General features: G+C 47.1%; 22 protein-coding genes and 1 pseudogene. 12 read left to right on the top strand and 11 right to left on the bottom strand.

What is annotated here, in order from left to right; genetic code table 11:
• The first annotated feature begins 82 nt into the window (after positions 1-82).
• Positions 83-1096: a two-component system response regulator RssB gene (rssB, locus tag WC5_RS04050; RefSeq protein ID WP_016231737.1), complete on the top strand. Its 1014-nt coding sequence runs from the start codon at positions 83-85 to the stop codon at positions 1094-1096.
• A gap of 201 nt (positions 1097-1297) precedes the next feature.
• On the top strand, positions 1298-2206 hold the full coding sequence (galU, locus tag WC5_RS04055) for a UTP--glucose-1-phosphate uridylyltransferase GalU (protein WP_000718987.1): 909 nt from the start codon (positions 1298-1300) through the stop codon (positions 2204-2206).
• Positions 2207-2352: 146 nt separating this feature from the next.
• Here the strand turns inward: galU and hns are convergent, their stop codons facing one another.
• Positions 2353-2763: a histone-like nucleoid-structuring protein H-NS gene (gene hns, locus WC5_RS04060; protein ID WP_001287384.1), complete on the bottom strand. Its 411-nt coding sequence runs from the start codon at positions 2761-2763 to the stop codon at positions 2353-2355.
• A 603-nt stretch (positions 2764-3366) separates the two neighbouring features.
• Between hns and tdk the strand changes: the two genes are divergently transcribed.
• Positions 3367-3984 (top strand): thymidine kinase, encoded by a 618-nt coding sequence (gene tdk, locus WC5_RS04065; RefSeq protein ID WP_016158403.1) that lies wholly within the window; start codon positions 3367-3369, stop codon positions 3982-3984.
• 305 nt (positions 3985-4289) lie between these two features.
• Here the strand turns inward: tdk and adhE are convergent, their stop codons facing one another.
• Positions 4290-6965 carry a bifunctional acetaldehyde-CoA/alcohol dehydrogenase gene (adhE, locus tag WC5_RS04070; RefSeq protein WP_000301665.1) on the bottom strand — a complete coding sequence of 892 codons (2676 nt, stop codon included), beginning with the start codon at positions 6963-6965 and terminating at the stop codon, positions 4290-4292.
• A gap of 479 nt (positions 6966-7444) precedes the next feature.
• Here adhE and ychE point away from each other — a divergent pair, with 479 nt between their 5' ends.
• From ychE to oppF, 6 genes are all read left to right on the top strand, one after another.
• Positions 7445-8092: an NAAT family transporter YchE gene (gene ychE, locus WC5_RS04075; RefSeq protein ID WP_000616769.1), complete on the top strand. Its 648-nt coding sequence runs from the start codon at positions 7445-7447 to the stop codon at positions 8090-8092.
• A 736-nt stretch (positions 8093-8828) separates the two neighbouring features.
• Positions 8829-10460, top strand: coding sequence for an oligopeptide ABC transporter substrate-binding protein OppA (gene oppA, locus WC5_RS04080; RefSeq protein WP_024192236.1), 1632 nt, complete (start codon positions 8829-8831; stop codon positions 10458-10460).
• 84 nt (positions 10461-10544) lie between these two features.
• A complete protein-coding gene (gene oppB / locus WC5_RS04085; protein WP_000911117.1) occupies positions 10545-11465 on the top strand; it encodes an oligopeptide ABC transporter permease OppB in 921 nt (306 codons plus the stop codon).
• Between the two features lie 14 nt (positions 11466-11479).
• On the top strand, positions 11480-12388 hold the full coding sequence (gene oppC, locus WC5_RS04090) for an oligopeptide ABC transporter permease OppC (protein ID WP_000979659.1): 909 nt from the start codon (positions 11480-11482) through the stop codon (positions 12386-12388).
• A gap of 11 nt (positions 12389-12399) precedes the next feature.
• Positions 12400-13413, top strand: a complete 1014-nt coding sequence (oppD, locus tag WC5_RS04095) for a murein tripeptide/oligopeptide ABC transporter ATP-binding protein OppD (protein ID WP_000110935.1) — start codon at positions 12400-12402, stop codon at positions 13411-13413.
• The gene (oppF, locus tag WC5_RS04100; RefSeq protein ID WP_000994883.1) at positions 13410-14414 is read left to right on the top strand and encodes a murein tripeptide/oligopeptide ABC transporter ATP-binding protein OppF; all 1005 of its coding nucleotides are present in this window, start codon (positions 13410-13412) and stop codon (positions 14412-14414) included. Before oppD ends, oppF begins: the two co-directional genes overlap by 4 nt.
• 51 nt (positions 14415-14465) lie before the next feature.
• On the opposite strand, the gene WC5_RS04105 is transcribed toward oppF, so the two are convergent.
• Entirely contained in the window at positions 14466-14795 is a 330-nt protein-coding gene (locus WC5_RS04105) for an HI1450 family dsDNA-mimic protein (protein ID WP_000366958.1), read from the bottom strand.
• Positions 14796-14829: 34 nt separating this feature from the next.
• The gene (cls, locus tag WC5_RS04110; RefSeq protein WP_000214525.1) at positions 14830-16290 is read right to left on the bottom strand and encodes a cardiolipin synthase; all 1461 of its coding nucleotides are present in this window, start codon (positions 16288-16290) and stop codon (positions 14830-14832) included.
• 142 nt (positions 16291-16432) lie between these two features.
• Between cls and WC5_RS25435 the strand changes: the two genes are divergently transcribed.
• Positions 16433-16606: a YciY family protein gene (locus tag WC5_RS25435; protein ID WP_001309467.1), complete on the top strand. Its 174-nt coding sequence runs from the start codon at positions 16433-16435 to the stop codon at positions 16604-16606.
• Between the two features lie 53 nt (positions 16607-16659).
• Here WC5_RS25435 and kch read toward each other — a convergent pair whose 3' ends face one another.
• The gene (gene kch, locus WC5_RS04115) at positions 16660-17907 is read right to left on the bottom strand and encodes a voltage-gated potassium channel protein (protein WP_010350461.1); all 1248 of its coding nucleotides are present in this window, start codon (positions 17905-17907) and stop codon (positions 16660-16662) included.
• 300 nt (positions 17908-18207) lie between these two features.
• Complete coding sequence (locus WC5_RS04120) at positions 18208-18504, bottom strand: YciI family protein (RefSeq protein WP_000967596.1); 297 nt, start codon at positions 18502-18504, stop codon at positions 18208-18210.
• 223 nt (positions 18505-18727) lie between these two features.
• Between WC5_RS04120 and tonB the strand changes: the two genes are divergently transcribed.
• Complete coding sequence (tonB, locus tag WC5_RS04125) at positions 18728-19447, top strand: TonB system transport protein TonB (protein ID WP_016231735.1); 720 nt, start codon at positions 18728-18730, stop codon at positions 19445-19447.
• 39 nt (positions 19448-19486) lie between these two features.
• Here the strand turns inward: tonB and yciA are convergent, their stop codons facing one another.
• The 3 genes from yciA to WC5_RS04140 all read right to left on the bottom strand — a co-directional run bounded on the left by yciA (position 19487) and on the right by WC5_RS04140 (position 21302).
• Positions 19487-19885 (bottom strand): acyl-CoA thioester hydrolase YciA, encoded by a 399-nt coding sequence (yciA, locus tag WC5_RS04130; protein ID WP_000108155.1) that lies wholly within the window; start codon positions 19883-19885, stop codon positions 19487-19489.
• 104 nt (positions 19886-19989) lie between these two features.
• On the bottom strand, positions 19990-20529 hold the full coding sequence (locus tag WC5_RS04135; protein WP_000808667.1) for a septation protein A: 540 nt from the start codon (positions 20527-20529) through the stop codon (positions 19990-19992).
• A 29-nt stretch (positions 20530-20558) separates the two neighbouring features.
• Entirely contained in the window at positions 20559-21302 is a 744-nt protein-coding gene (locus tag WC5_RS04140) for a YciC family protein (RefSeq protein WP_000028527.1), read from the bottom strand.
• Between the two features lie 354 nt (positions 21303-21656).
• On the opposite strand from WC5_RS04140, the gene ompW reads away from it, so the two are divergent.
• The gene (gene ompW / locus WC5_RS04145) at positions 21657-22295 is read left to right on the top strand and encodes an outer membrane protein OmpW (protein ID WP_000737249.1); all 639 of its coding nucleotides are present in this window, start codon (positions 21657-21659) and stop codon (positions 22293-22295) included.
• A gap of 58 nt (positions 22296-22353) precedes the next feature.
• Here ompW and WC5_RS04150 read toward each other — a convergent pair whose 3' ends face one another.
• Both WC5_RS04150 and WC5_RS0122685 read right to left on the bottom strand, forming a co-directional pair.
• Entirely contained in the window at positions 22354-22860 is a 507-nt protein-coding gene (locus WC5_RS04150) for a ferritin-like domain-containing protein (RefSeq protein ID WP_001079483.1), read from the bottom strand.
• A gap of 45 nt (positions 22861-22905) precedes the next feature.
• A pseudogene (locus tag WC5_RS0122685) lies at positions 22906-23406 on the bottom strand (YciE/YciF ferroxidase family protein).
• Positions 23407-23460 lie beyond the last annotated feature (54 nt).

Here is a 23460-nt window from a genome sequence, read left to right as displayed (position 1 = left end):
TTATCTACACTTAAGTTAATTCTGACAGGCACTGATGGCAATAGCATGTCACTATTGAATAAAGCCAGTCAGGGGAGAGAACATGACGCAGCCATTGGTCGGAAAACAGATTCTCATAGTTGAAGATGAGCCAGTCTTTCGCTCGCTTCTGGATTCATGGTTTTCCTCATTGGGAGCAACGACAGTACTGGCGGCTGATGGGATGGATGCCCTTGAGCTACTGGGCGGTTTAACACCCGATCTGATGATATGTGATATTGCAATGCCAAGAATGAATGGCTTAAAACTGCTGGAACATATACGCAACCGGGGAGACCAAACCCCGGTTCTGGTGATTTCTGCTACGGAAAATATGGCAGATATTGCGAAAGCATTACGGCTGGGTGTGGAAGATGTTTTGCTGAAACCAGTTAAAGACCTTAATCGCTTACGTGAGATGGTTTTTGCTTGTCTGTATCCCAGCATGTTTAACTCCAGGGTTGAGGAAGAAGAAAGGCTTTTTCGCGATTGGGATGCAATGGTCGATAATCCGACAGCTGCCGCGAAATTATTGCAAGAATTACAACCACCGGTTCAGCAGGAGATTTCCCATTGCCGGGTTAATTATCGCCAACTCGTTGCTGTTGATAAACCTGGGCTGGTACTTGATATTGCTGCACTTTCGGAAAACGATCTGGCTTTTTATTGCCTTGATGTAACCCGTGCTGGACATAATGGCGTCCTTGCCGCCTTGTTATTACGTGCGTTGTTTAATGGCTTATTACAAGAACAGCTTGCGCACCAGAATCAACCTTTGCCTGAGTTAGGCGCGTTATTGAAGCAGGTAAACCATTTACTACGCCAGGCCAATCTGCCCGGTCAATTTCCTCTATTAGTCGGCTATTATCATCGTGAATTAAAAAATCTCATTCTGGTATCCGCAGGCTTGAATGCGACGTTGAATGCGGGTGAACACCAGATTCAAATCAGTAATGGCGTTCCGTTAGGAACATTAGGCAACACTTATTTGAATCAATTGAGTCAGAGATGTGATGCCTGGCAATGCCAAATTTGGGGCGCTGGTGGAAGGCTACGCTTGATGTTGTCTGCGAATTGAGCAAACGATAATTTGGGATAAAATTGCATTACCCGCTAATGTCGGCTGGTGGTACTATCGTCGCCATTCGTATAAGTAATTGTCTTAATTATGTTAACTCGCTTCCTTTTCGGAACCAGGCGTCGCCAGGGTACTGATATACTGGGATGTGATACAGAAATATGAACACGTTCAATACACGAACAGTCCAGGAGAATTTAAATGGCTGCCATTAACACGAAAGTCAAAAAAGCCGTTATCCCCGTAGCGGGATTAGGAACCAGGATGTTGCCGGCGACGAAAGCTATCCCGAAAGAGATGCTACCGCTTGTCGATAAGCCATTAATTCAATACGTCGTGAATGAATGTATTGCGGCTGGTATTACTGAAATTGTGCTGGTTACTCACTCATCGAAAAACTCTATTGAAAACCACTTTGATACCAGTTTTGAACTGGAAGCAATGCTGGAAAAACGTGTAAAACGCCAGCTGCTTGATGAAGTGCAGTCTATTTGCCCTCCGCACGTAACTATTATGCAAGTTCGTCAGGGGCTGGCGAAAGGTTTAGGGCACGCAGTATTGTGTGCTCACCCGGTAGTTGGTGATGAACCTGTGGCTGTTATTTTGCCTGATGTTATTCTGGATGAATATGAATCCGATTTGTCGCAGGATAACCTCGCAGAGATGATCCGCCGCTTTGATGAAACTGGCCATAGCCAGATCATGGTTGAGCCTGTTGCTGATGTGACTGCATATGGTGTTGTGGATTGCAAAGGCGTGGACTTAGCGCCAGGTGAAAGTGTACCTATGGTCGGTGTAGTAGAAAAACCGAAAGCAGATGTTGCACCGTCCAATCTCGCTATTGTTGGTCGTTACGTACTTAGCGCCGATATTTGGCCGCTGCTGGCAAAAACTCCTCCGGGAGCAGGCGATGAAATTCAACTTACCGATGCTATTGATATGCTGATCGAAAAAGAAACGGTTGAAGCCTATCACATGAAAGGGAAGAGCCATGACTGCGGTAATAAATTAGGTTACATGCAGGCTTTCGTTGAATACGGTATTCGTCACAACTCGCTGGGTGCTGAATTTAAAGCCTGGCTTGAAGAAGAGATGGGCATTAAGAAGTAACCCCAATAGCGGTGTTTTCTACGAAACGGCATTGAGTTATCAATGCCGTTTTTTTATAGCTTATTCTTATTGGATAGTCTTAAAACGGACAATAAAAAATCCCGCCAATGGCGGGATTTTAAGCGAGCGTAATCTAAAAAAGATTATTACTTGATCAGGAAATCGTCGAGGGATTTACCTTGCTCATCCATTGCTTTTTTGATTACAGCCGGAGTACGACCCTGGCCAGTCCAGGTTTTGGTTTCGCCGTTCTCGTCAACGTAACTATATTTAGCTGGACGCTGTGCGCGTTTAGCTTTGGTGCCGGATTTAACAGCCGCCATGCTATTCAGCAGTTCGTTCGGGTCAATACCGTCAGCGATCAGCATTTCACGATATTGTTGCAGTTTACGAGTGCGTTCTTCAACTTCAGCAGCAGCCGCACTTTCTTCTTCGCGACGCTCGTTAACAACTACTTCTAATTTTTCCAGCATTTCTTCCAGCGTTTCAAGTGTACATTCTCTTGCTTGCGCACGAAGAGTACGGATGTTGTTCAGAATTTTAAGTGCTTCGCTCATTGTAGTAATCTCAAACTTATATTGGGGTGGTTTGTTGAGGTAATAATAGAGCCTTAAATTCAGTTGTGCAATAGCCAGGAATGTAAGGAATTCAAAATTGTTCTTTATTTTGTGCCGCCAATAAATATCTTTTCATAAAATTAGCCAGAAAAGATGCGGCATATAGCCCTATTTGCACCGATGATTTCGCATCACCTAAGGTTAAAACTTCCTGATTCATGTCACATTTTATGTAGGGATTAACACGCGCTGACGTCTTTTACTCTTCGGTATTAGTCATGTTTACGAAAAATCCTCTATTAAGAGAATGATGAAAAGAAGAACAGTCGCAATAAGTGCAGGGACTTCGTATTGCCGTATCCTGGAGGTCAACAGAGGGTTATTACTTGTGCAACAAGTTAAAGATTGTGAATAGTTACCAGGAGTCATTTACGCAGTTATAACAAGCAAAAACAGACGCAATGATAGCTCTGAAGGATTATGTCATCCTTCTTAAGGAATGATGTATATACGCTCTTCTGCGTGTACTGTTGGGCTGTAAAACTGGCGAATTATGATAAACTTCAGCCAACTTTATTTCATATCATTGAGGGCCTGTGGCTGATGGCACAGCTATATTTCTACTATTCCGCAATGAACGCGGGTAAGTCTACGGCATTGTTGCAATCTTCATACAATTACCAGGAACGCGGTATGCGGACCGTCGTATATACGGCGGAAATTGACGATCGTTTCGGGGCAGGGAAAGTCAGCTCGCGTATAGGTTTGTCATCACCGGCAAAATTATTTAACCAAAATTCATCATTATTTGATGAGATTCGTGCGGAACATGAACAACAGGCAATTCATTGTGTACTGGTTGATGAATGCCAGTTTTTAACCAGACAACAAGTATATGAATTATCGGAGGTTGTCGATCAACTCGATATACCCGTTCTTTGTTATGGTTTACGTACAGATTTTCGCGGTGAATTATTTACCGGCAGTCAATACTTACTGGCATGGTCAGACAAACTGGTCGAATTAAAAACTATCTGCTTTTGTGGTCGTAAAGCAAGCATGGTGCTACGTCTTGATCAAGAGGGTAGGCCTTATAACGAAGGCGAACAGGTAGTTATTGGTGGTAATGAGCGTTATGTCTCGGTTTGTCGTAAACACTATAAAGAAGCGTTAGAAGTCGGTTCTTTGACGGCTATTCAAGAAAGACATCAACACGATTAATAAGATTTTCTTTACTGACAGGATGAATCGAGGCTTTTATCCTGTCAGTTCGTTTTACTAACTTCTTCCGAGTCATAATCCTTTCTCTACTCCTAACCATCGCTAAAAACGTAACAGAACGATTTAGTGCTTCGTCATCTACGATGTTGAGTCATTTTCAGGTTATCGCGGTTTGTGCGCATTAGATAACAGTATATATATGAGAATACTAATGCTGTTGGGTTATTTGACTTTGCATAGCGTGTGGCGAAAACAAAAAAACGGCCCCAAAAGGGACCGTTTATGAGGATGTACAGAGTTACTGATTAAGCGGATTTCTTCGCTTTTTTCTCTGCTTTAGCTGGAGCTGCTTCCTTTGCCGCCGCCGGTGCTCCTTCTACGTAATCACGACCATAGTAGGTATCCAGCAGAATCTGTTTCAGCTCGGAGATCAGCGGGTAACGCGGGTTAGCGCCGGTGCACTGGTCATCGAATGCGTCTTCAGACAGTTTATCTACGTTCGCCAGGAAGTCAGCTTCCTGAACGCCAGCCTCACGGATAGATTTCGGAATACCCAGTTCTGCTTTCAGCGTTTCCAGCCATGCCAGCAGTTTCTCGATCTTCGCAGCAGTACGGTCACCCGGTGCGCTCAGACCCAGATGGTCTGCGATTTCAGCATAACGACGACGAGCCTGCGGACGATCGTACTGGCTGAATGCAGTCTGCTTGGTCGGGTTGTCATTCGCGTTGTAGCGGATAACGTTACAAATCAGCAGGGCGTTGGCCAGACCGTGCGGAATATGGAACTGGGAACCCAGTTTGTGCGCCATTGAGTGACATACACCCAGGAAGGCGTTCGCAAACGCGATACCCGCGATAGTTGCCGCACTGTGAACACGTTCACGCGCTACCGGGTTTTTAGCCCCTTCGTGGTAAGACGCTGGCAGATATTCTTTGAGCAGTTTCAGCGCCTGCAGAGCCTGACCGTCAGAGAACTCAGATGCCAGTACAGAAACATAAGCTTCCATGGCGTGAGTGACTGCGTCCAGACCACCGAAAGCACACAGAGACTTCGGCATATCCATAACCAGGTTGGCGTCAACAATCGCCATATCCGGGGTCAGTGCATAGTCTGCCAGCGGATATTTCTGACCTGTTGCGTCGTCGGTTACAACCGCAAACGGAGTCACTTCAGAACCTGTACCGGAAGTGGTGGTGACGGCGATCATTTTCGCTTTCACGCCCATTTTCGGGAACTTGTAGATACGTTTACGGATATCCATAAAGCGCAGCGCCAGTTCTTCAAAGTGAGTTTCTGGATGTTCGTACATAACCCACATGATTTTCGCGGCGTCCATCGGGGAACCACCACCCAGCGCGATGATCACGTCTGGCTTGAAGGAGTTCGCCAGTTCGGCACCTTTACGAACGATGCTCAGTGTCGGGTCAGCTTCAACTTCAAAGAAGACTTCAGTTTCAACGCCGGCAGCTTTCAGTACAGAAGTAATCTGGTCAGCATAACCGTTGTTGAACAGGAAGCGGTCAGTCACGATGAGCGCACGTTTGTGGCCATCAGTAATCACTTCATCCAGCGCGATTGGCAGTGAGCCACGGCGGAAGTAGATAGATTTCGGAAGTTTGTGCCACAACATGTTTTCAGCTCGCTTAGCAACGGTTTTCTTGTTGATCAAGTGTTTTGGACCAACGTTTTCAGAGATGGAGTTACCACCCCAGGAACCACAACCCAGAGTCAGGGAAGGTGCGAGTTTGAAGTTATACAGGTCACCGATACCACCCTGAGAAGCCGGGGTGTTGATCAGGATACGGGCAGTTTTCATTTTCTGACCGAAGTAGGCAACGCGTGCCGGTTGGTTATCCTGGTCGGTGTACAGGCAAGAGGTATGACCGATACCGCCCATGGCAACCAGTTTCTCTGCTTTCTCTACCGCGTCTTCGAAATCTTTTGCACGGTACATTGCCAGAGTCGGGGACAGTTTTTCATGTGCGAACGGTTCGCTTTCATCAACAACGGTCACTTCACCGATCAGAATCTTAGTGTTTTCTGGTACAGAGAAGCCTGCCAGTTCAGCAATTTTATAAGCCGGTTGACCAACGATAGCTGCGTTCAGTGCGCCGTTTTTCAGGATAACGTCCTGAACGGCTTTCAGCTCTTTACCCTGCAGCATGTAACCGCCGTGGGTAGCGAAACGTTCACGTACAGCGTCATAAACAGAGTCAACAACAACAACAGACTGTTCAGAAGCACAGATTACGCCGTTGTCGAAGGTTTTGGACATCAGTACGGATGCAACTGCACGTTTGATATCTGCGGTTTCATCGATAACAACCGGAGTGTTACCAGCACCTACACCGATTGCCGGTTTACCGGAGCTGTATGCTGCTTTAACCATGCCCGGACCACCGGTCGCGAGAATCAGGTTAATGTCAGGGTGGTGCATCAGCGCGTTGGACAGTTCAACAGAAGGTTGATCGATCCAGCCAATCAGATCTTTCGGTGCACCAGCAGCGATAGCAGCCTGCAGAACGATATCAGCAGCTTTGTTGGTTGCATCTTTTGCACGCGGATGCGGAGAGAAGATGATGGCGTTGCGGGTCTTCAGGCTGATCAGCGATTTGAAGATTGCAGTTGAAGTCGGGTTAGTCGTTGGAACGATACCGCAGATAATACCGATTGGTTCAGCGATAGTGATAGTACCGAAAGTGTCGTCTTCAGACAGAACACCGCAGGTTTTTTCATCTTTATAGGCGTTGTAGATATATTCAGAAGCAAAGTGGTTTTTAATTACTTTATCTTCGACGATACCCATGCCGGATTCGGCAACGGCCATTTTCGCGAGTGGGATTCGAGCATCTGCGGCAGCCAGAGCGGCGGCGCGGAAGATTTTATCAACTTGCTCTTGAGTGAAACTGGCATATTCACGCTGGGCTTTTTTTACACGCTCTACGAGTGCGTTAAGTTCAGCGACATTAGTAACAGCCATAATGCTCTCCTGATAATGTTAAACTTTTTTAGTAAATCATCTGCTCGAATACGAGAGTATAGTCAGTGTGGTGATGATTTGCTTAACCTATGAAAATCAAAAGATTACTCGCGCTCACACTCACTGTGATTTACTAAAAGAGTTTAAACATTAGAGAGACTAATCTCTAATGCGTCACTTCCAGGTGGCGTAAGCAAGATTACTCACTTCTGGGTACTGATTACGTGATCTAGATCAAAATTCCGCAAAGCTGACACCTTTCAGCTCCGCTTTTAGCTATAAAAGCTAATAGTTAATAAATTGTAGTATTTATTGTTGGCTACATTAGCATGTTTTGCACGACTAGATAACAATAATGAATGATAGTAATTTTAAGCGGTTAGGAGGTGAAAAATGCTGCCAAAAGGCGTATTGTCAGCGCGTATTTTTTTACCTTTGTTTATGGCTAACATTATCCGGCTTTTGCTTCGGAGCTAACCGTGATTCAGACACTCTTTGATTTTCCCGTTTACTTTAAATTTTTCATCGGGTTATTTGCGCTGGTTAACCCGGTTGGGATTATCCCCGTGTTTATCAGTATGACCAGCTATCAGACTGCGGCAGCGAGAAACAAAACAAATCTGACTGCCAACCTGTCGGTAGCGATTATCTTGTGGATCTCGCTTTTTCTCGGCGACACGATTCTGCAACTTTTTGGAATATCGATTGATTCGTTCCGCATCGCGGGCGGCATACTGGTGGTTACAATTGCGATGTCGATGATCAGCGGTAAGCTTGGTGAGGATAAACAGAACAAACAAGAGAAATCAGAAACCGCAATTCGAGAAAGCATCGGCGTTGTACCGCTCGCATTGCCTTTGATGGCGGGGCCAGGGGCGATCAGTTCAACTATCGTTTGGGGAACGCGTTATCACAGCATTGGTTATCTGTTCGGCTTTTTTGTGGCAATTGCATTGTTTGCTTTATGTTGCTGGGGCTTATTCCGCATGGCACCCTGGCTGGTGCGAGTTCTGCGCCAGACCGGTATAAACGTGATTACTCGTATTATGGGGTTGCTGCTGATGGCATTAGGGATTGAATTTATCGTTAATGGAATCAAAGGGATTTTCCCTGGTCTGCTCAATTAATTTCTTTCATACGAAATGGAGCCATGGTGCTCCGTTTTTTCGTCATTATTTTTACTTTTGCCCAGCGCAGTTATCAAAAGCAAACGAAATAGATAAATATTTTTCCTCATATTACAGCTAGTTATAAGAATATCCTTACCCCGCCATCCTCCTCATCATGTTATTTTCGCGACATCATAATCCTGGGTCTTGCTGAAGAATAATTGAAATGATATTAGTAATTCCACTGCGTTTGGCAGAGGAATGTGCTAAATAATGGTCTGTTGTTAAATTATTGTGTATTTCTCTGTCGTGACGGCAACAAGGAAAAACAGACTTGCTTTCTGCGGTTTTATATCATTGTTTTTAAATGATTTTATTGGCAGCCTGATGAGGTCTTTAGATATTGGCGCGGTCAGCAAAAGAGAATTACTTAACAATTTTGCAAAATGTATTGGCGGGCAAGAAGCGCATTTGATACTTTCCGGCCAACCGTCAGGCGATTTTTTTGGTAATGAGAATAATTAACAATAAAAATTGCTGCATTAAAGAATAAATGTGTCTCGACAGGGGAGACACAGTAGGAACCGACGTAAGGTGGTCGTTCGAATCACCAGAATAAATAAAGTCGGTGATAGCAAAGCGTAACGATATATCAACCTGGCAGCAGAAAGTCTCCGAATCTGTCCAGGGTCCCAACCCGGGATTACACATGCTGGTTAAAGCCAGTAATTATAATGAGGGAGTCCAAAAAACAATGACCAACATCACCAAGAGAAGTTTAGTAGCAGCAGGCGTTCTGGCTGCGCTTATGGCAGGGAATGTTGCGCTGGCGGCTGATGTACCCGCTGGTGTTCAGCTTGCAGAAAAACAAACGCTGGTGCGTAACAATGGTTCTGAAGTTCAGTCATTAGATCCGCACAAAATTGAAGGGGTTCCGGAGTCTAATATCAGTCGCGACCTGTTTGAAGGCTTGCTGGTCAGCGATCTCGATGGTCATCCGGCGCCTGGCGTCGCTGAGTCCTGGGATAATAAAGATGCCAAAGTCTGGACATTCCATCTGCGTAAAGATGCGAAATGGTCCGACGGCACGCCAGTCACTGCGCAGGACTTTGTATACAGCTGGCAACGTTCTGTTGATCCGAACACCGCTTCTCCCTATGCCAGTTATCTACAATATGGGCATATCGCCGGTATTGATGAAATTCTCGAAGGAAAAAAACCGATTACCGATCTCGGCGTGAAAGCCGTCGATGACCACACTTTAGAAGTCACATTAAGTGAGCCTGTTCCGTATTTCTATAAATTACTGGTTCACCCATCGACTTCTCCGGTGCCAAAAGCCGCTATTGAGAAATTCGGCGAGAAATGGACCAAGCCAGGAAATATTGTCACCAATGGCGCCTATACCTTAAAAGATTGGGTCGTTAACGAACGTATCGTTCTTGAACGCAGCCCGACCTACTGGAACAACGCGAAAACCGTCATTAACCAGGTCACCTATTTGCCTATTGCTTCTGAAGTCACCGATGTTAACCGCTATCGTAGCGGCGAAATTGATATGACCTATAACAACATGCCGATCGAACTGTTCCAGAAGCTGAAAAAAGAGATCCCGAACGAAGTTCACGTCGATCCGTATCTGTGCACCTACTATTACGAAATTAACAACCAGAAACCGCCATTCAACGACGTGCGTGTGCGTACCGCACTGAAACTGGGTATGGATCGCGATATCATTGTTAATAAAGTGAAAGCACAGGGCGATATGCCAGCCTATGGTTACACTCCTCCTTACACAGATGGTGCAAAATTAACTCAGCCGGAATGGTTTGGCTGGAGCCAGGAAAAACGTAACGAAGAAGCGAAAAAGCTGCTGGCTGAAGCGGGCTATACCGCAGACAAACCGTTGACCATTAACCTGCTATATAACACGTCCGATCTGCATAAAAAGCTGGCGATTGCCGCCTCTTCACTGTGGAAGAAAAACATTGGTGTAAACGTCAAACTGGTTAACCAGGAGTGGAAAACCTTCCTCGATACCCGTCACCAGGGAACTTTTGATGTGGCTCGTGCAGGCTGGTGTGCTGACTACAACGAACCAACTTCCTTCCTGAACACCATGCTGTCGAACAGCTCGATGAATACCGCGCATTATAAGAGCCCGGCCTTTGACAGTATTATGGCGGAAACGCTGAAAGCGACTGACGAGGCGCAACGCACTGCACTGTACACCAAAGCAGAACAGCAGCTGGATAAAGATTCGGCCATTGTTCCGGTTTATTACTACGTGAACGCGCGTCTGGTGAAACCGTGGGTTGGGGGTTATACCGGCAAAGATCCGCTGGATAATACCTACACCAGAAATATGTACATTGTGAAGCACTAATGGCAATACGTGGGGCAGGGGAACTTGCTCCACGGTGTCTGATTTTTATCGCATTACAGAAGGCACAGGCCAGAAGGTAGGGCAATGTTAAAATTTATTCTACGTCGCTGTCTGGAAGCGATTCCGACGCTATTTATTCTTATTACTATTTCGTTCTTTATGATGCGCCTTGCGCCGGGAAGTCCTTTTACCGGCGAACGTACATTACCGCCAGAAGTGATGGCCAATATCGAAGCGAAATATCATCTTAATGATCCGATCATGACACAGTATTTCAGCTACCTGAAACAACTGGCGCATGGTGATTTCGGTCCGTCTTTTAAATATAAAGATTATTCGGTCAATGACCTGGTCGCATCCAGCTTCCCTGTTTCTGCAAAATTGGGGGCAGCCGCGTTTATACTTGCGGTAGTGCTGGGTGTTAGTGCTGGCGTTATTGCCGCATTAAAACAAAACACCAAATGGGACTATACCGTGATGGGGCTGGCAATGACCGGGGTAGTTATCCCCAGTTTTGTGGTTGCGCCGTTATTAGTCATGATATTTGCGATCATATTGCATTGGCTACCAGGCGGTGGCTGGAATGGCGGGGCGCTGAAATTCATGATACTGCCGATGGTGGCGTTGTCTCTTGCCTATATCGCCAGTATTGCGCGTATTACCCGTGGTTCGATGATTGAAGTTTTACATTCCAACTTTATTCGTACTGCCCGCGCGAAAGGTTTACCTATGCGCAGGATCATCCTTCGCCACGCATTAAAACCTGCTCTGTTACCCGTACTCTCATATATGGGGCCCGCATTTGTCGGCATTATTACCGGTTCTATGGTTATCGAAACCATTTATGGTTTACCAGGGATCGGGCAATTGTTTGTGAATGGTGCGTTGAACCGTGACTATTCATTGGTATTAAGCCTGACCATTCTGGTTGGTGCATTAACCATTTTGTTTAATGCCATTGTCGATGTGCTATATGCGGTTATCGACCCGAAAATCCGTTACTGATACTGGAGCTCGCGATGATGTTAAGTAAGAAAAACAGCGAGACGCTGGAAAATTTCAGTGAAAAGCTGGAGGTCGAAGGGCGCAGCTTGTGGCAGGACGCACGCCGACGTTTTATGCATAACCGTGCGGCGGTCGCCAGTCTGATTGTACTGGTGCTGATTGCGCTGTTTGTTATCCTGGCACCGATGCTTTCGCAATTTGCTTATGACGATACCGACTGGGCAATGATGTCCAGCGCCCCGGATATGGAATCTGGTCACTACTTCGGTACTGACTCATCTGGTCGCGACCTGCTGGTGCGCGTTGCGATTGGCGGACGAATCTCACTCATGGTCGGTGTCGCTGCGGCGCTGGTGGCAGTGGTCGTAGGTACACTTTATGGTTCACTTTCCGGTTATCTTGGCGGCAAAGTGGATTCGGTAATGATGCGTCTGCTGGAAATCCTCAACTCCTTCCCATTCATGTTCTTCGTCATTTTGCTGGTGACCTTTTTCGGCCAAAACATCCTGCTGATTTTCGTGGCGATTGGCATGGTTTCCTGGCTGGATATGGCGCGTATTGTGCGTGGGCAAACCCTGAGTCTGAAGCGCAAAGAGTTTATTGAGGCGGCACAAGTTGGCGGTGTATCTACGCCCGGCATTGTAATTCGCCATATTGTGCCCAACGTGCTCGGCGTGGTGGTGGTCTACGCATCGCTACTGGTGCCCAGCATGATCCTCTTTGAATCCTTTTTAAGCTTCCTGGGGCTGGGTACACAAGAGCCGTTAAGCAGCTGGGGCGCATTGCTGAGTGATGGCGCGAACTCAATGGAGGTCTCTCCGTGGTTACTGCTGTTCCCTGCGGGATTTCTCGTGGTGACGCTGTTTTGTTTCAACTTTATCGGCGATGGCTTGCGTGATGCCCTCGACCCGAAAGATCGTTAAGGAGTGCAGCCATGAGCGTAATTGAAACTGCAACTGTGCCGCTCGCACAACAACAGGCTGACGCACTGCTGAACGTGAAAGATTTGCGTGTCACCTTTAGTACCCCGGATGGCGACGTCACGGCGGTCAATGATTTGAATTTTTCCCTGCGTGCCGGGGAAACTCTGGGTATCGTTGGTGAATCTGGTTCGGGTAAATCGCAAACCGCGTTTGCCTTAATGGGGCTGCTGGCTGCCAACGGACATATTGGCGGCTCGGCAACGTTCAATGGGCGAGAAATCCTCAATCTTCCAGAGCGAGAACTCAACAAACTGCGCGCTGAACAAATCTCGATGATTTTTCAGGATCCGATGACCTCATTAAATCCTTATATGCGCGTCGGTGAGCAGTTGATGGAAGTGCTGATGCTGCATAAAAGCATGAGCAAGGCTGAAGCGTTTGAAGAGTCGGTGCGGATGCTTGATGCAGTAAAAATGCCAGAAGCGCGTAAGCGCATGAAGATGTTCCCGCATGAATTTTCTGGTGGGATGCGTCAGCGCGTCATGATTGCGATGGCGTTGCTGTGTCGGCCTAAACTGCTGATTGCCGATGAGCCGACAACCGCGCTGGACGTGACCGTACAGGCGCAGATCATGACGCTATTGAATGAACTGAAGCGGGAATTTAATACCGCCATCATTATGATCACTCACGATCTTGGTGTCGTGGCGGGGATCTGTGACAAAGTGCTGGTGATGTACGCCGGGCGCACGATGGAATATGGCAATGCGCGCGATGTCTTTTATCAACCCGTTCATCCTTATTCTATCGGTTTGCTGAATGCGGTGCCGCGCCTTGATGCGGAAGGTGAAACCATGTTGACCATCCCGGGTAATCCGCCAAACCTACTACGATTACCGAAAGGTTGCCCGTTCCAGCCACGTTGTCCGTATGCGATGGAAATTTGTAGTAGTGCGCCGCCGCTGGAAGAGTTTACGCCTGGTCGTCTGCGTGCCTGCTTTAAACCGGTGGAGGAGCTGTTATGAATGCTGTAACCGAAGGAAGAAAAGTCCTCCTCGAAATCGCTGACCTGAAAGTGCACTTTGAGATCAAAGATGGCAAACAGTGGTTCTGGCAACCGGCAAAAACGCTGAAAGCGGTCGATGGTGTCACGCTTCGCCTGTATGAAGGGGAAACATTAGGTGTGGTAGGGGAATCGGGATGCGGTAAGTCCACCTTTGCTCGTGCCATCATCGGTTTGGTCAAGGCTACTGACGGTCGTGTTGCCTGGTTAGGCAAAGAGTTGTTGGGGATGAAGCCCGATGAATGGCGTGCCGTTCGTAGTGATATCCAGATGATTTTTCAGGATCCGCTGGCGTCGCTGAATCCACGTATGACCATCGGCGAGATCATCGCAGAACCGCTGCGCACCTATCATCCGAAAATGTCACGTCAGGAAGTTCGTGAGCGCGTGAAGGCGATGATGATGAAAGTTGGCTTGCTACCCAATCTGATTAACCGCTATCCGCATGAGTTCTCCGGCGGGCAGTGTCAGCGTATCGGGATTGCTCGTGCACTTATTCTTGAACCGAAGCTGATTATCTGCGATGAGCCGGTGTCGGCGCTGGATGTGTCAATTCAGGCGCAGGTAGTCAACCTGCTCCAGCAGTTGCAACGTGAGATGGGATTGTCATTAATCTTTATCGCCCACGATCTGGCAGTGGTAAAACACATTTCCGATCGCGTGCTGGTGATGTATCTCGGACATGCGGTAGAACTGGGGACGTATGATGAGGTCTACCATAATCCGCTGCATCCTTATACCAAAGCATTGATGTCGGCAGTGCCCATTCCTGACCCGGATCTGGAAAAGAATAAATCTATTCAGTTACTGGAAGGGGAATTACCGTCGCCGATCAACCCACCTTCTGGTTGTGTTTTCCGTACCCGCTGCCCGATTGCCGGTCCTGAGTGTGCCAAAACGCGACCTGTGCTGGAGGGGAGTTTCAGACATGCCGTTTCTTGCCTGAAAGTCGATCCGCTTTAAAACAAAAAGGGCTGACAACTGTCAGCCCTTTATCACGCCAAAAGCGATTATTTATTCTCGCCAGATAATATGGCAAAGTTTGTGATCTTTTTCGCGGCATAACAGGATACGGGCGAAAATATCGTTGATTTCACCATCTTCACTGTCCGCCAGGCCAATCACCACTTCGGCAAAAAAGTCCGGGTTCAAGTCGAAATCAACATGCTCCTGCCAGTCTTCTGCCGGGTCGAATAACTCCGCACCGCCGCGCTCTTCAAACTGAAGATTGAACAGCAGAACATCAGCCGGATCGAGATTATCTGCGGCCAGTTCGAGAAAAATATCATAGGCCTGTTCAAGTGTTTCATCTTCGGTCAGGCGATTGTTTAAATCCATATCCATAGTCACTACCCGTTTAACATCTGTTGGCCACGTTTTACAGCAACGGGCTGAAGAAGTAAAACAGTCGCTCGGCAACGCGCTGCCAGAGTGGTCGTTTCGCCCACAATCGCGCATCAAGTAAACGTGAACGCGAAATATAATCGTCCTGAACGGCGGCGAGGTCAGCACCAAAACCTTTATCGTCGATCGCCAGCGTGATTTCAAAGTTCAGCCAAAGACTACGCATATCGAGGTTAACGGTGCCCACCAGACTTAACTCGCCATCGACCAGCACGCTCTTGGTATGCAGTAATCCGCCTTCAAACTGATAAATTTTAACCCCTGCAGCCAGTAGTTCAGTAAAGAACGCGCGGCTGGCCCAGCCAACCAGCATTGAGTCATTTTTACGTGGCAGGATAATACTGACATCAACACCACGTTGCGCTGCCGTGCAAATAGCGTGAAGCAAATCATCGCTGGGCACGAAGTAGGGCGTCGTCATAATTAAATATTCGCGCGCCGAATATGCAGCGGTGAGCAGGGCCTGGTGAATCAGGTCTTCCGGGAAACCGGGGCCAGAAGCAATGGTATGGATCGTATGGCCGCTGGCCTGCTCAAACGGCATAATATTGACGTCTGGCGGTGGTGGCAGAATGCGTTTTCCAGTTTCAATCTCCCAGTCACAGGAATAAATAATCCCCATTGCGGTAGCAATAGGACCTTCCATACGCGCCATCAGGTCAATCCATTGTCCTACACCTGCATCCTGTTTGAAGAAGCGCGGATCGACCATGTTCATGCTGCCGGTATAGGCAATGTAGTTATCGATCATGATCATCTTGCGGTGCTGGCGCAGATCCATACGGCGTAAAAATACGCGCATCAGATTAACTTTTAGGGACTCGACCACTTCGATACCGGCATTACGCATCAGTTCTGGCCACGGACTGCGGAAGAACGCGACGCTACCGGCGGAATCGAGCATCAGTCGGCAATGAATACCGCGTCGGGCTGCTGCCATCAATGACTCAGCTACCTGATCCGCCATACCGCCGGGTTGCCAGATATAAAACACCATCTCAATATTATGCCGGGCGAGCTGGATGTCGCGGATTAACGCCTGCATTACATCATCAGATTCGGTCATCAGTTGTAGCTGATTTCCTTTGACCCCGGCGATCCCCTGACGACGCTCGCAGAGCTTGAATAACGGCCCGGCGACACTGCTGTTTTCTTCCGCGAAGATATGTTTACAGGCTTTAAGATCGTTAAGCCATTTAGCGGTAGAAGGCCACATCGCTCTGGCGCGTTCGGCACGGCGTTTACCTAAGTGGAGTTCGCCGACTGCAAGATAGGCAATAATTCCGACCAGCGGCAGAATATAAATGATCAACAGCCAGGCCATGGCGGAGGGAACTGCACGTCGTTTCATCAGAATGCGTAATGTTACGCCTGCAATGAGCAACCAGTATCCCAGAATGGCCAACCAACTCACCAACGTATAAACGGTTGTCATAGATTAGAAATCCTTTTGAAAGCGCATTGTTATGAGTTTACGCATATGGATTCATCTGGCAAATAAAAACGCGGGAAAAGCACTGGTCAGCGTCGGGGGCGAGGGTATAATGACCGCTCTGTTATTGCATAGAGTAGTTAACATGAAGCGGAGTAGAACGGAAGTGGGACGCTGGCGTATGCAGCGTCAGGCTAGCCGGCGTAAATCGCGTTGGCTTGAGGGGCAGTCTCGCCGAAATATGCGTATCCACAGCATCAGGAAGTGCATTCTAAACAAACAGCGTAACTCGTTATTGTTTGCGATCTACAATATCTGAATGTTCCGGGCACCATCGCGGTGCCCGATAAGTTTGCCTTCAGCCTTTATAATCTATTTTTGCGCCGATTCATTACTGCCAGTTTTCGTTTCATCGTCATCGCTGAAAATACCATGCCCGGAGTTCAGCAACATTGAGACGAGCATATCATTATTAATCTCTTCACCATTTAAAACCCGCGCCAGAATTTCGCTGCCAAAAAGCTGCGGCGAAAGAATGATGTCCGGATGTACCATTTTAATTTTGTTCAGGTTTTTGCTATCACTGACCGCAAGCACCGTTTTGACATCTTTGCTCATATCTTTGGCTGACAGGACGACAAAAGCGTTATCTGCATCGTTATCACTGAGCGCCAGAATAGCCCGACAGTGATCGATTCCCGCTTTCTTTAATACCGAACTGTCATTGCTGTCACCGGGAATAACATCAGCATTGTCGCCTAAGCGTTGCTCAAGTTGTTTGATGTCATCTTCTGGCAAGTTACTGATAACAGTTACGTTTTGTCCGCGTTGATTCAGTTGTAGAATCGTGTTGATTGCCAGAATGGAGTGACCGCAAACAATAAAGTGATCTTTACGATTCATCGTATGCTTGTTTCCTTTCACAAGTTTATTGAATCCTCCTCGGATAAGGGGACCAAAAATAGAGGTCATGGAGGTGGCGAAAACGGTAATGCCAGAAATAATGACGGAAATAGTAAACAGGCGTGCCGATTCAGAAACGGGGACGATATCGCCATAGCCCACGGTTGACATAGTTTCTATCGAAAAATAGAAGGCGGTCATCAGGCTCTCTATTCGCGGATTGAAACCCTCGCTTAAATACAGCGCGCCGTAGGTGGAGTAAAACAGTAACGTCGTAAAACTAATAAAAGCAAAAATTGTCCCGGCTGCGGCACTACTGTGTGAGAAGTCTTTGCGCAGCACCAGTAAAATTACCAGCGTAAAGATGCAAAAACCGATGCTGAATTTCAGCCAGGGATAAAAATGAAGGGTGTAAATCAGTGTTATTAACAACAAAATAATACTGATTGCCCATGCCAGTTTTGCCCGAAATAACAAGCCGATCGAATTCAGAACAAGAAAGACGCCGAGCATAAACAGCGGCGCATTGGCCAGCAAGGAGAGATCAAGTTCCGAAAACGCCTGGATATGGAAGATATCGAGCAGATTGACCGACATGCCATAGATTGTTTTAAAAATAAGCAATCCATTTAAAAAGACGGCTAGCGCGATAATATCGTGCCGCAGGGTCACCCATAAATTTACTGCTGTTTGCCTGAATGTAGCCCAGTGACTCACTGATACCTCTGTAACCACAATTTTGTTTAATTATCTCTACGCGTACATAATGTGAGCATACATGCGACGCGTGAATATGTTAAACAATAGTAGATGACTTTATCCGCAGTAATCAAAGGATTTGATTGAGCAATACCTTGTCCGGGAGGGGCATTTTTCCTGAATATGCTGACATCGTATAAAGAAATACAGATAAAGTTATTATCTGTTTGTGATGGTGGCTGCGATGGCATACCTACAAGGAAAGGCCAAACAAGAACACGGTTGCTAAAACCGTGTTCTAAGATGTGGAGCCTCTATTCAGAATACTTTCTTAAAGGGCTTTACTGAAACTTGTTCATACACTCCGGCCGCCACGTAAGGATCGGCATCGGCCCAGGCTTGCGCTGCTTCCAGAGATTCAAATTCAGCAATCACCGTCGAACCGGTAAAACCAGCGGCACCAGGATCATTGCTATCAACTGCTGGCATTGGTCCCGCAGTCAGCAAACGACCTTCATCATGCAGTAACTGCAAACGCGCTAAATGTGCCGGACGAACGGAAAGGCGTTTTTCGAGACTATCGGCTTTGTCTTGAGCGTAAATTACATACAACACGGGCACAACTCCTTGTTCGGAAAAGTTGTAAAGTACGTTATTTGAAAGGGCGAAGATCTGCAACGGAAAGATGATGTCTTTGTTAAGAGTCTGGATAAAGTCAGGCTAATTACGCCAAAAATTGCGTTTTCACTGATCCTGATCGTTTTGCGTTATTGAATATGATTGCTATTTGCATTTAAAATCGAGGCCTGGTTTTTCTACTGAAATGATTATGACTTCAATGACCCTTGATTTACCTCGCCGCTTCCCCTGGCCGACGTTACTTTCAGTCTGCATTCACGGTGCTGTCGTGGCGGGTCTACTCTATACCTCGGTACATCAGGTTATTGAACTACCTGCGCCCGCGCAGCCGATTTCTGTCACCATGGTTGCGCCAGCCGATCTTGAACCGCCACAAGCTGTTCAACCGCCACCAGAGCCGGTGGCGGAGCCAGAGCCGGAACCTGAACCATTACCAGAACCGCCAAAAGAAGCGCCGGTGGTCATTGAAAAGCCGAAGCCGAAACCTAAGCCAAAACCGAAGCCAGTGAAAAAGGTGCAGGAACAGCCAAAGCGCGATGTTAAACCAGCGGAGTCGCGTCCGGCATCACCGTTTGAAAATACGGCACCCGCACGCCCGACATCAAGTACGGCAACGGCTGCAACTAGCAAGCCGGTTACAAGTGTGGCTTCAGGACCACGCGCATTAAGCCGTAATCAGCCGCAGTATCCAGCGCGCGCGCAGGCATTGCGCATTGAAGGGCAGGTTAAAGTTAAGTTTGACGTTACACCGGATGGTCGCGTGGATAACGTACAAATTCTTTCCGCCAAACCCACAAACATGTTTGAGCGCGAAGTGAAAAACGCGATGCGTAGATGGCGCTACGAGCCGGGTAAGCCAGGAAGTGGGATTGTGGTAAATATTCTGTTTAAAATTAACGGCACCACCGAAATTCAGTAAGCAAAAAGTCAAAAGCCTCCGACCGGAGGCTTTTGACTATTACTCGACAGGTAAGGCGCGAGGCTTTCCTTCAGGATCAACCGCGACATACTTAAATAATGCTTCCGTCGCTTTATAGCGTTGCCCAAGTGGTTCAGACGCTACCTTTTTCACCCACACTTCAATATTAATGCTGACAGATGTTGTCCCTTTCTTGACACAGCGCGCATAGCAGCACACCACATCACCGACTGCTACAGGTCGCAGAAAAGTCATGCCTTCCACGCGAACGGTCACGACGCGACCATGTGCAATTTCTTTTGCCAGAATGGCACCACCAATATCCATCTGCGACATCAACCAACCACCAAAAATATCGCCATTGGCATTGGTATCGGCAGGCATGGCTAAAGTTCGTAAAACCAGATCGCCCTGGGGGACGTTATGTGTTGTTGACATGGTAAAACCGACTAAAAAGGAAAATCACAGGCGCGATGCTACTATGATTTTCCTGAGGAGAACAGAGGAGATACAGCGCCAGCCCCGAAGGACTGGCTGTCTGGTTATGATTTATCTTCCTGTGGCATGTGGCGGTAGATATAGATACCGCTTAACAGCGTGAAGATTAAGGTGAGGGCGGTCAGACCGAACACTTTGAAGTTGACCCAAATATTTTGTGGCAGCCAGAAAGCGATATAGATGTTTGCCAGCCCGCAAAGGATAAAAAAGACTGCCCAGGCCAGATTCAACTTCGACCATACTGGCTGCGGCAGGGTAAGCTCTTTACCCAACATACGTTGAATCAGCGGCTTTTTCATTACCCATTGGCTAACCAACAAGGCACCGGCAAACAGTGCGTAAATAACGGTGACCTTCCATTTAATAAACTCATCATTGTGGAAGAAAAGCGTCAGACCGCCGAAGACGACCACCAGAACAAAGGTGATCAGGGCCATCTTCTCAACCTTACGAAAGCGAACCCAGCTATAAATAAGCACAATCGCTGTGGCGACGATCAGCGCCGCAGTTGCCGCATAGATGTCATAAATCTTATAGAACGCGAAGAAGACAACCAGCGGTAGAAAATCAAGAAACTGCTTCATTTTACGATTCCGTAATCAAATGCTTAGGGTTATTGGCGAATCAACATGTACAGACGGAACAGATAGATGAGCAATACGGCTGAAATCAGGTTGCTCAAGGTGTTCGCCAGTACAGCGCCAATTTCTGGGGTTAATGCGGCAAACGAAGAGGCAAACAGCAACAACAGAGTTTTTGCCAGTAACCAGCTCAATACCGCAGGTGCCACCAGACGCATATTCGCCCATGTCAGCCGCATACTGCTGCGCATGGAGGCGAAAATGCCCATTTTATCCTGGACCAGCATCACGGGAGCCAACGCCAGCAGGATGGCCATGATGATACCAGGAACGACCACCAGCATGATGCCTATTTGCACAATCAATGTCGTCAGGAGGATTAGCAAGAATAGCTTCGGTAATACCGGAGCGCTCGCGCCAATTGCCCGTAATGCGCTGACCCGCTGACCGGCGGACACTAGCTGGATCATTAATAATACGCCGCCCGCAAGAATGGCGTTACCGATTAATCCTGAAAAGGTAGAAGCGGCAGACGCACGCAGCAAAATCTGCTGTTGTTCCGGGGACATATTTTGTACCAGGTCGAACAACCCACCGCCGCCACTAACGGGTACACCGTCATTGAGCTGCGCAAGTTGAGCGTCACTGGGTGAGAAAACATGTCCTAACACCACTGTGATAAATGCACAAAGCAACGATACCAACAGAATGGTCATAAATTGATTACGGAAGAAATTTCCGGTGTCACGGTATACGGACTGCGCCGTGATAGACATGCACTCTCCTTGAGTTTTATGCAGGTGTTAATTAGCGGGCAATTGTACCCTGGTTAGCCTCTCAGTGGCAGCATCAGGTCATGTATGGAAAAGCATATCTTTGTAAAGCGGAGGTAATTGTTGGCATTTATGTGTGCAGACAGGAGCAAGTAGCGAGCGCGTTAATATTTGCGCAGCGAAAATATATAAAAATTGATTTAAATCACGTTAACCAGGATTTTTGATACAACTTCTAAATTAATCCAGATCAATAAATGGTGATTTAGAGAATGTAGTGTGATCTGTGTAGGATCATTTGTTACCCCAATGTAGGTATATTTGTCACGTTTTTATAACCATAACGACGGAGCGGATATGAAAAAATTAACAGTGGCGGCTTTGGCAGTAACAACTCTTCTCTCTGGCACGGCCTTTGCGCATGAAGCAGGCGAGTTTTTTATGCGTGCAGGTTCTGCGACTGTGCGTCCGACAGAAGGCGCTGGTGGTACATTAGGAAGTTTGGGTGGGTTTAGTGTGACTAATAACACTCAGTTGGGCCTGACGTTTACGTATATGGCGACTGACAATATCGGTGTTGAATTACTGGCAGCGACGCCTTTCCGCCATAAAATTGGTACTCGCGCGACCGGTGATATTGCAACAGTCCATCATCTGCCGCCAACACTGATGGCGCAGTGGTATTTTGGTGATGCCAGCAGCAAATTCCGTCCTTACGTTGGTGCCGGTATTAACTACACCACGTTCTTTGATAATGGATTTAACGATCATGGCAAAGAGGCCGGGCTTTCCGATCTCAGTCTGAAAGATTCCTGGGGAGCTGCCGGGCAGGTGGGGGTTGATTATCTGATTAACCGTGACTGGTTGGTTAACATGTCAGTCTGGTATATGGATATCGATACTACCGCAAATTATAAGTTGGGCGGTGCACAGCAACACGACAGTGTACGCCTCGATCCGTGGGTGTTTATGTTCTCAGCAGGTTATCGCTTTTAATTCCCCGCAAAAATGACCCCGTAATTACGGGGTCAATAAGGACATGGCATAAAGGGTATTATTTCTTCGCTTCTACGCCATCAGCTTCAGAGCGAATTAAAAATTTCTCAGTTGTTTGCGGAATATGCTGAATCAGCCAGTCGGCCATCTGCTTTTCCTCATTTAAAATCGCTTCGATGACCGGAATAGAGGCTGTATCACCGGCATTTTTTGCCGCAGCTAATAGTGAGGTATAGCAGGCGATTTCAAATTGCTCGAAGACATAGCCGCTAATTGAACCTTTTACAATTTCATCAGAAGGGAAAATACCACCAATAGACTGCCCAAGCGCCGCCATTTTACTCATCGAATCTTTAATGACTGAGCGCGAAATGTCATTACGGTCAAGAATAGTTTCCAGTTGAACAATCTGGTTTTTAGTTTCGCTAAGATGTTGTTCAATACGTGCGCGTAAATCAGGATAATTATCTATGCGGCTGGCCATGGATTCAAGCATAGATTCTGCTTGCTTTTCCATTGCATGGGCGTCACGTAGCCAGTCATGATAATGTTCAATACGATTCATGAAAATGTCCTCTTTATAAAATGATTGAAAGTTTAAGTTCATATTTCAGGCTTTATTTTCGGCTTTCTTATTTACGTTATTAAGGGCCAGATCAGTCAGTTTGATATCGGTAGCCTTTTCTTCTTCCAGGGTTTCTTTAAGAAGCTTCGCTGCTTTACGATAACCTAACTGTTCAGCCAGGGTCGCTAATGTCCCTTAACTGGCAATCTCATAGTGCTCGACTTTCTGTGCGGCGGCAATCAGTGCGGCATCACGCACTTCGTTTTTCTCGGTGCTTTCGATGACCTCATTAGCTTCTTCAACGAGTCCTTCCATTGCTACACACTTCATGCGTTTAATTTTAAGATTTGATTCGGATTCTACGACTTGATCAATACGTTCTATCTGTCCATGAGTTTCCTCAAGGTGCGCATGAAAGGCCTGGCTTAATTTTTCGTTAGATGTCGCTCTGGAAAGTTTTGCCAGCGCGCGAGTTAACTGTTTTTCTGCGCTGTAGGTGTCTGAAAGCAGGTGAATAAATACATCTTCAATGGTCTTCATATTCATATTTTTCTCCAGTGAAATCACTGCGAGCCAGAAGGCTCGCAGATGCAATTATCT

The sequence above is a fragment of the Escherichia sp. KTE114 genome (assembly GCF_000407765.1).
In the GTDB taxonomy this organism is placed as follows: Bacteria; Pseudomonadota; Gammaproteobacteria; order Enterobacterales; family Enterobacteriaceae; genus Escherichia; species Escherichia ruysiae.
The sequence above is the reverse complement of the archived record's forward strand: the minus strand, read 5'-3'. Positions and strand labels throughout refer to the sequence as shown.

What these genes read in the sequence shown, in the direction of transcription:
- rssB (WP_016231737.1), top strand. Translation starts at nt 83, where the DNA reads ATGACGCAGCCATTGGTCGGAAAACAGATTCTCATAGTTGAAGATGAG.
- galU (WP_000718987.1), top strand. Translation starts at nt 1,298, where the DNA reads ATGGCTGCCATTAACACGAAAGTCAAAAAAGCCGTTATCCCCGTAGCG.
- hns (WP_001287384.1), bottom strand. Translation starts at nt 2,763, where the DNA reads ATGAGCGAAGCACTTAAAATTCTGAACAACATCCGTACTCTTCGTGCG.
- tdk (WP_016158403.1), top strand. Translation starts at nt 3,367, where the DNA reads ATGGCACAGCTATATTTCTACTATTCCGCAATGAACGCGGGTAAGTCT.
- adhE (WP_000301665.1), bottom strand. Translation starts at nt 6,965, where the DNA reads ATGGCTGTTACTAATGTCGCTGAACTTAACGCACTCGTAGAGCGTGTA.
- oppA (WP_024192236.1), top strand. Translation starts at nt 8,829, where the DNA reads ATGACCAACATCACCAAGAGAAGTTTAGTAGCAGCAGGCGTTCTGGCT.
- oppB (WP_000911117.1), top strand. Translation starts at nt 10,545, where the DNA reads ATGTTAAAATTTATTCTACGTCGCTGTCTGGAAGCGATTCCGACGCTA.
- oppC (WP_000979659.1), top strand. Translation starts at nt 11,480, where the DNA reads ATGATGTTAAGTAAGAAAAACAGCGAGACGCTGGAAAATTTCAGTGAA.
- oppD (WP_000110935.1), top strand. Translation starts at nt 12,400, where the DNA reads ATGAGCGTAATTGAAACTGCAACTGTGCCGCTCGCACAACAACAGGCT.
- oppF (WP_000994883.1), top strand. Translation starts at nt 13,410, where the DNA reads ATGAATGCTGTAACCGAAGGAAGAAAAGTCCTCCTCGAAATCGCTGAC.
- WC5_RS04105 (WP_000366958.1), bottom strand. Translation starts at nt 14,795, where the DNA reads ATGGATATGGATTTAAACAATCGCCTGACCGAAGATGAAACACTTGAA.
- cls (WP_000214525.1), bottom strand. Translation starts at nt 16,290, where the DNA reads ATGACAACCGTTTATACGTTGGTGAGTTGGTTGGCCATTCTGGGATAC.
- WC5_RS25435 (WP_001309467.1), top strand. Translation starts at nt 16,433, where the DNA reads ATGAAGCGGAGTAGAACGGAAGTGGGACGCTGGCGTATGCAGCGTCAG.
- tonB (WP_016231735.1), top strand. Translation starts at nt 18,728, where the DNA reads ATGACCCTTGATTTACCTCGCCGCTTCCCCTGGCCGACGTTACTTTCA.
- yciA (WP_000108155.1), bottom strand. Translation starts at nt 19,885, where the DNA reads ATGTCAACAACACATAACGTCCCCCAGGGCGATCTGGTTTTACGAACT.
- WC5_RS04135 (WP_000808667.1), bottom strand. Translation starts at nt 20,529, where the DNA reads ATGAAGCAGTTTCTTGATTTTCTACCGCTGGTTGTCTTCTTCGCGTTC.
- WC5_RS04140 (WP_000028527.1), bottom strand. Translation starts at nt 21,302, where the DNA reads ATGTCTATCACGGCGCAGTCCGTATACCGTGACACCGGAAATTTCTTC.
- ompW (WP_000737249.1), top strand. Translation starts at nt 21,657, where the DNA reads ATGAAAAAATTAACAGTGGCGGCTTTGGCAGTAACAACTCTTCTCTCT.
- WC5_RS04150 (WP_001079483.1), bottom strand. Translation starts at nt 22,860, where the DNA reads ATGAATCGTATTGAACATTATCATGACTGGCTACGTGACGCCCATGCA.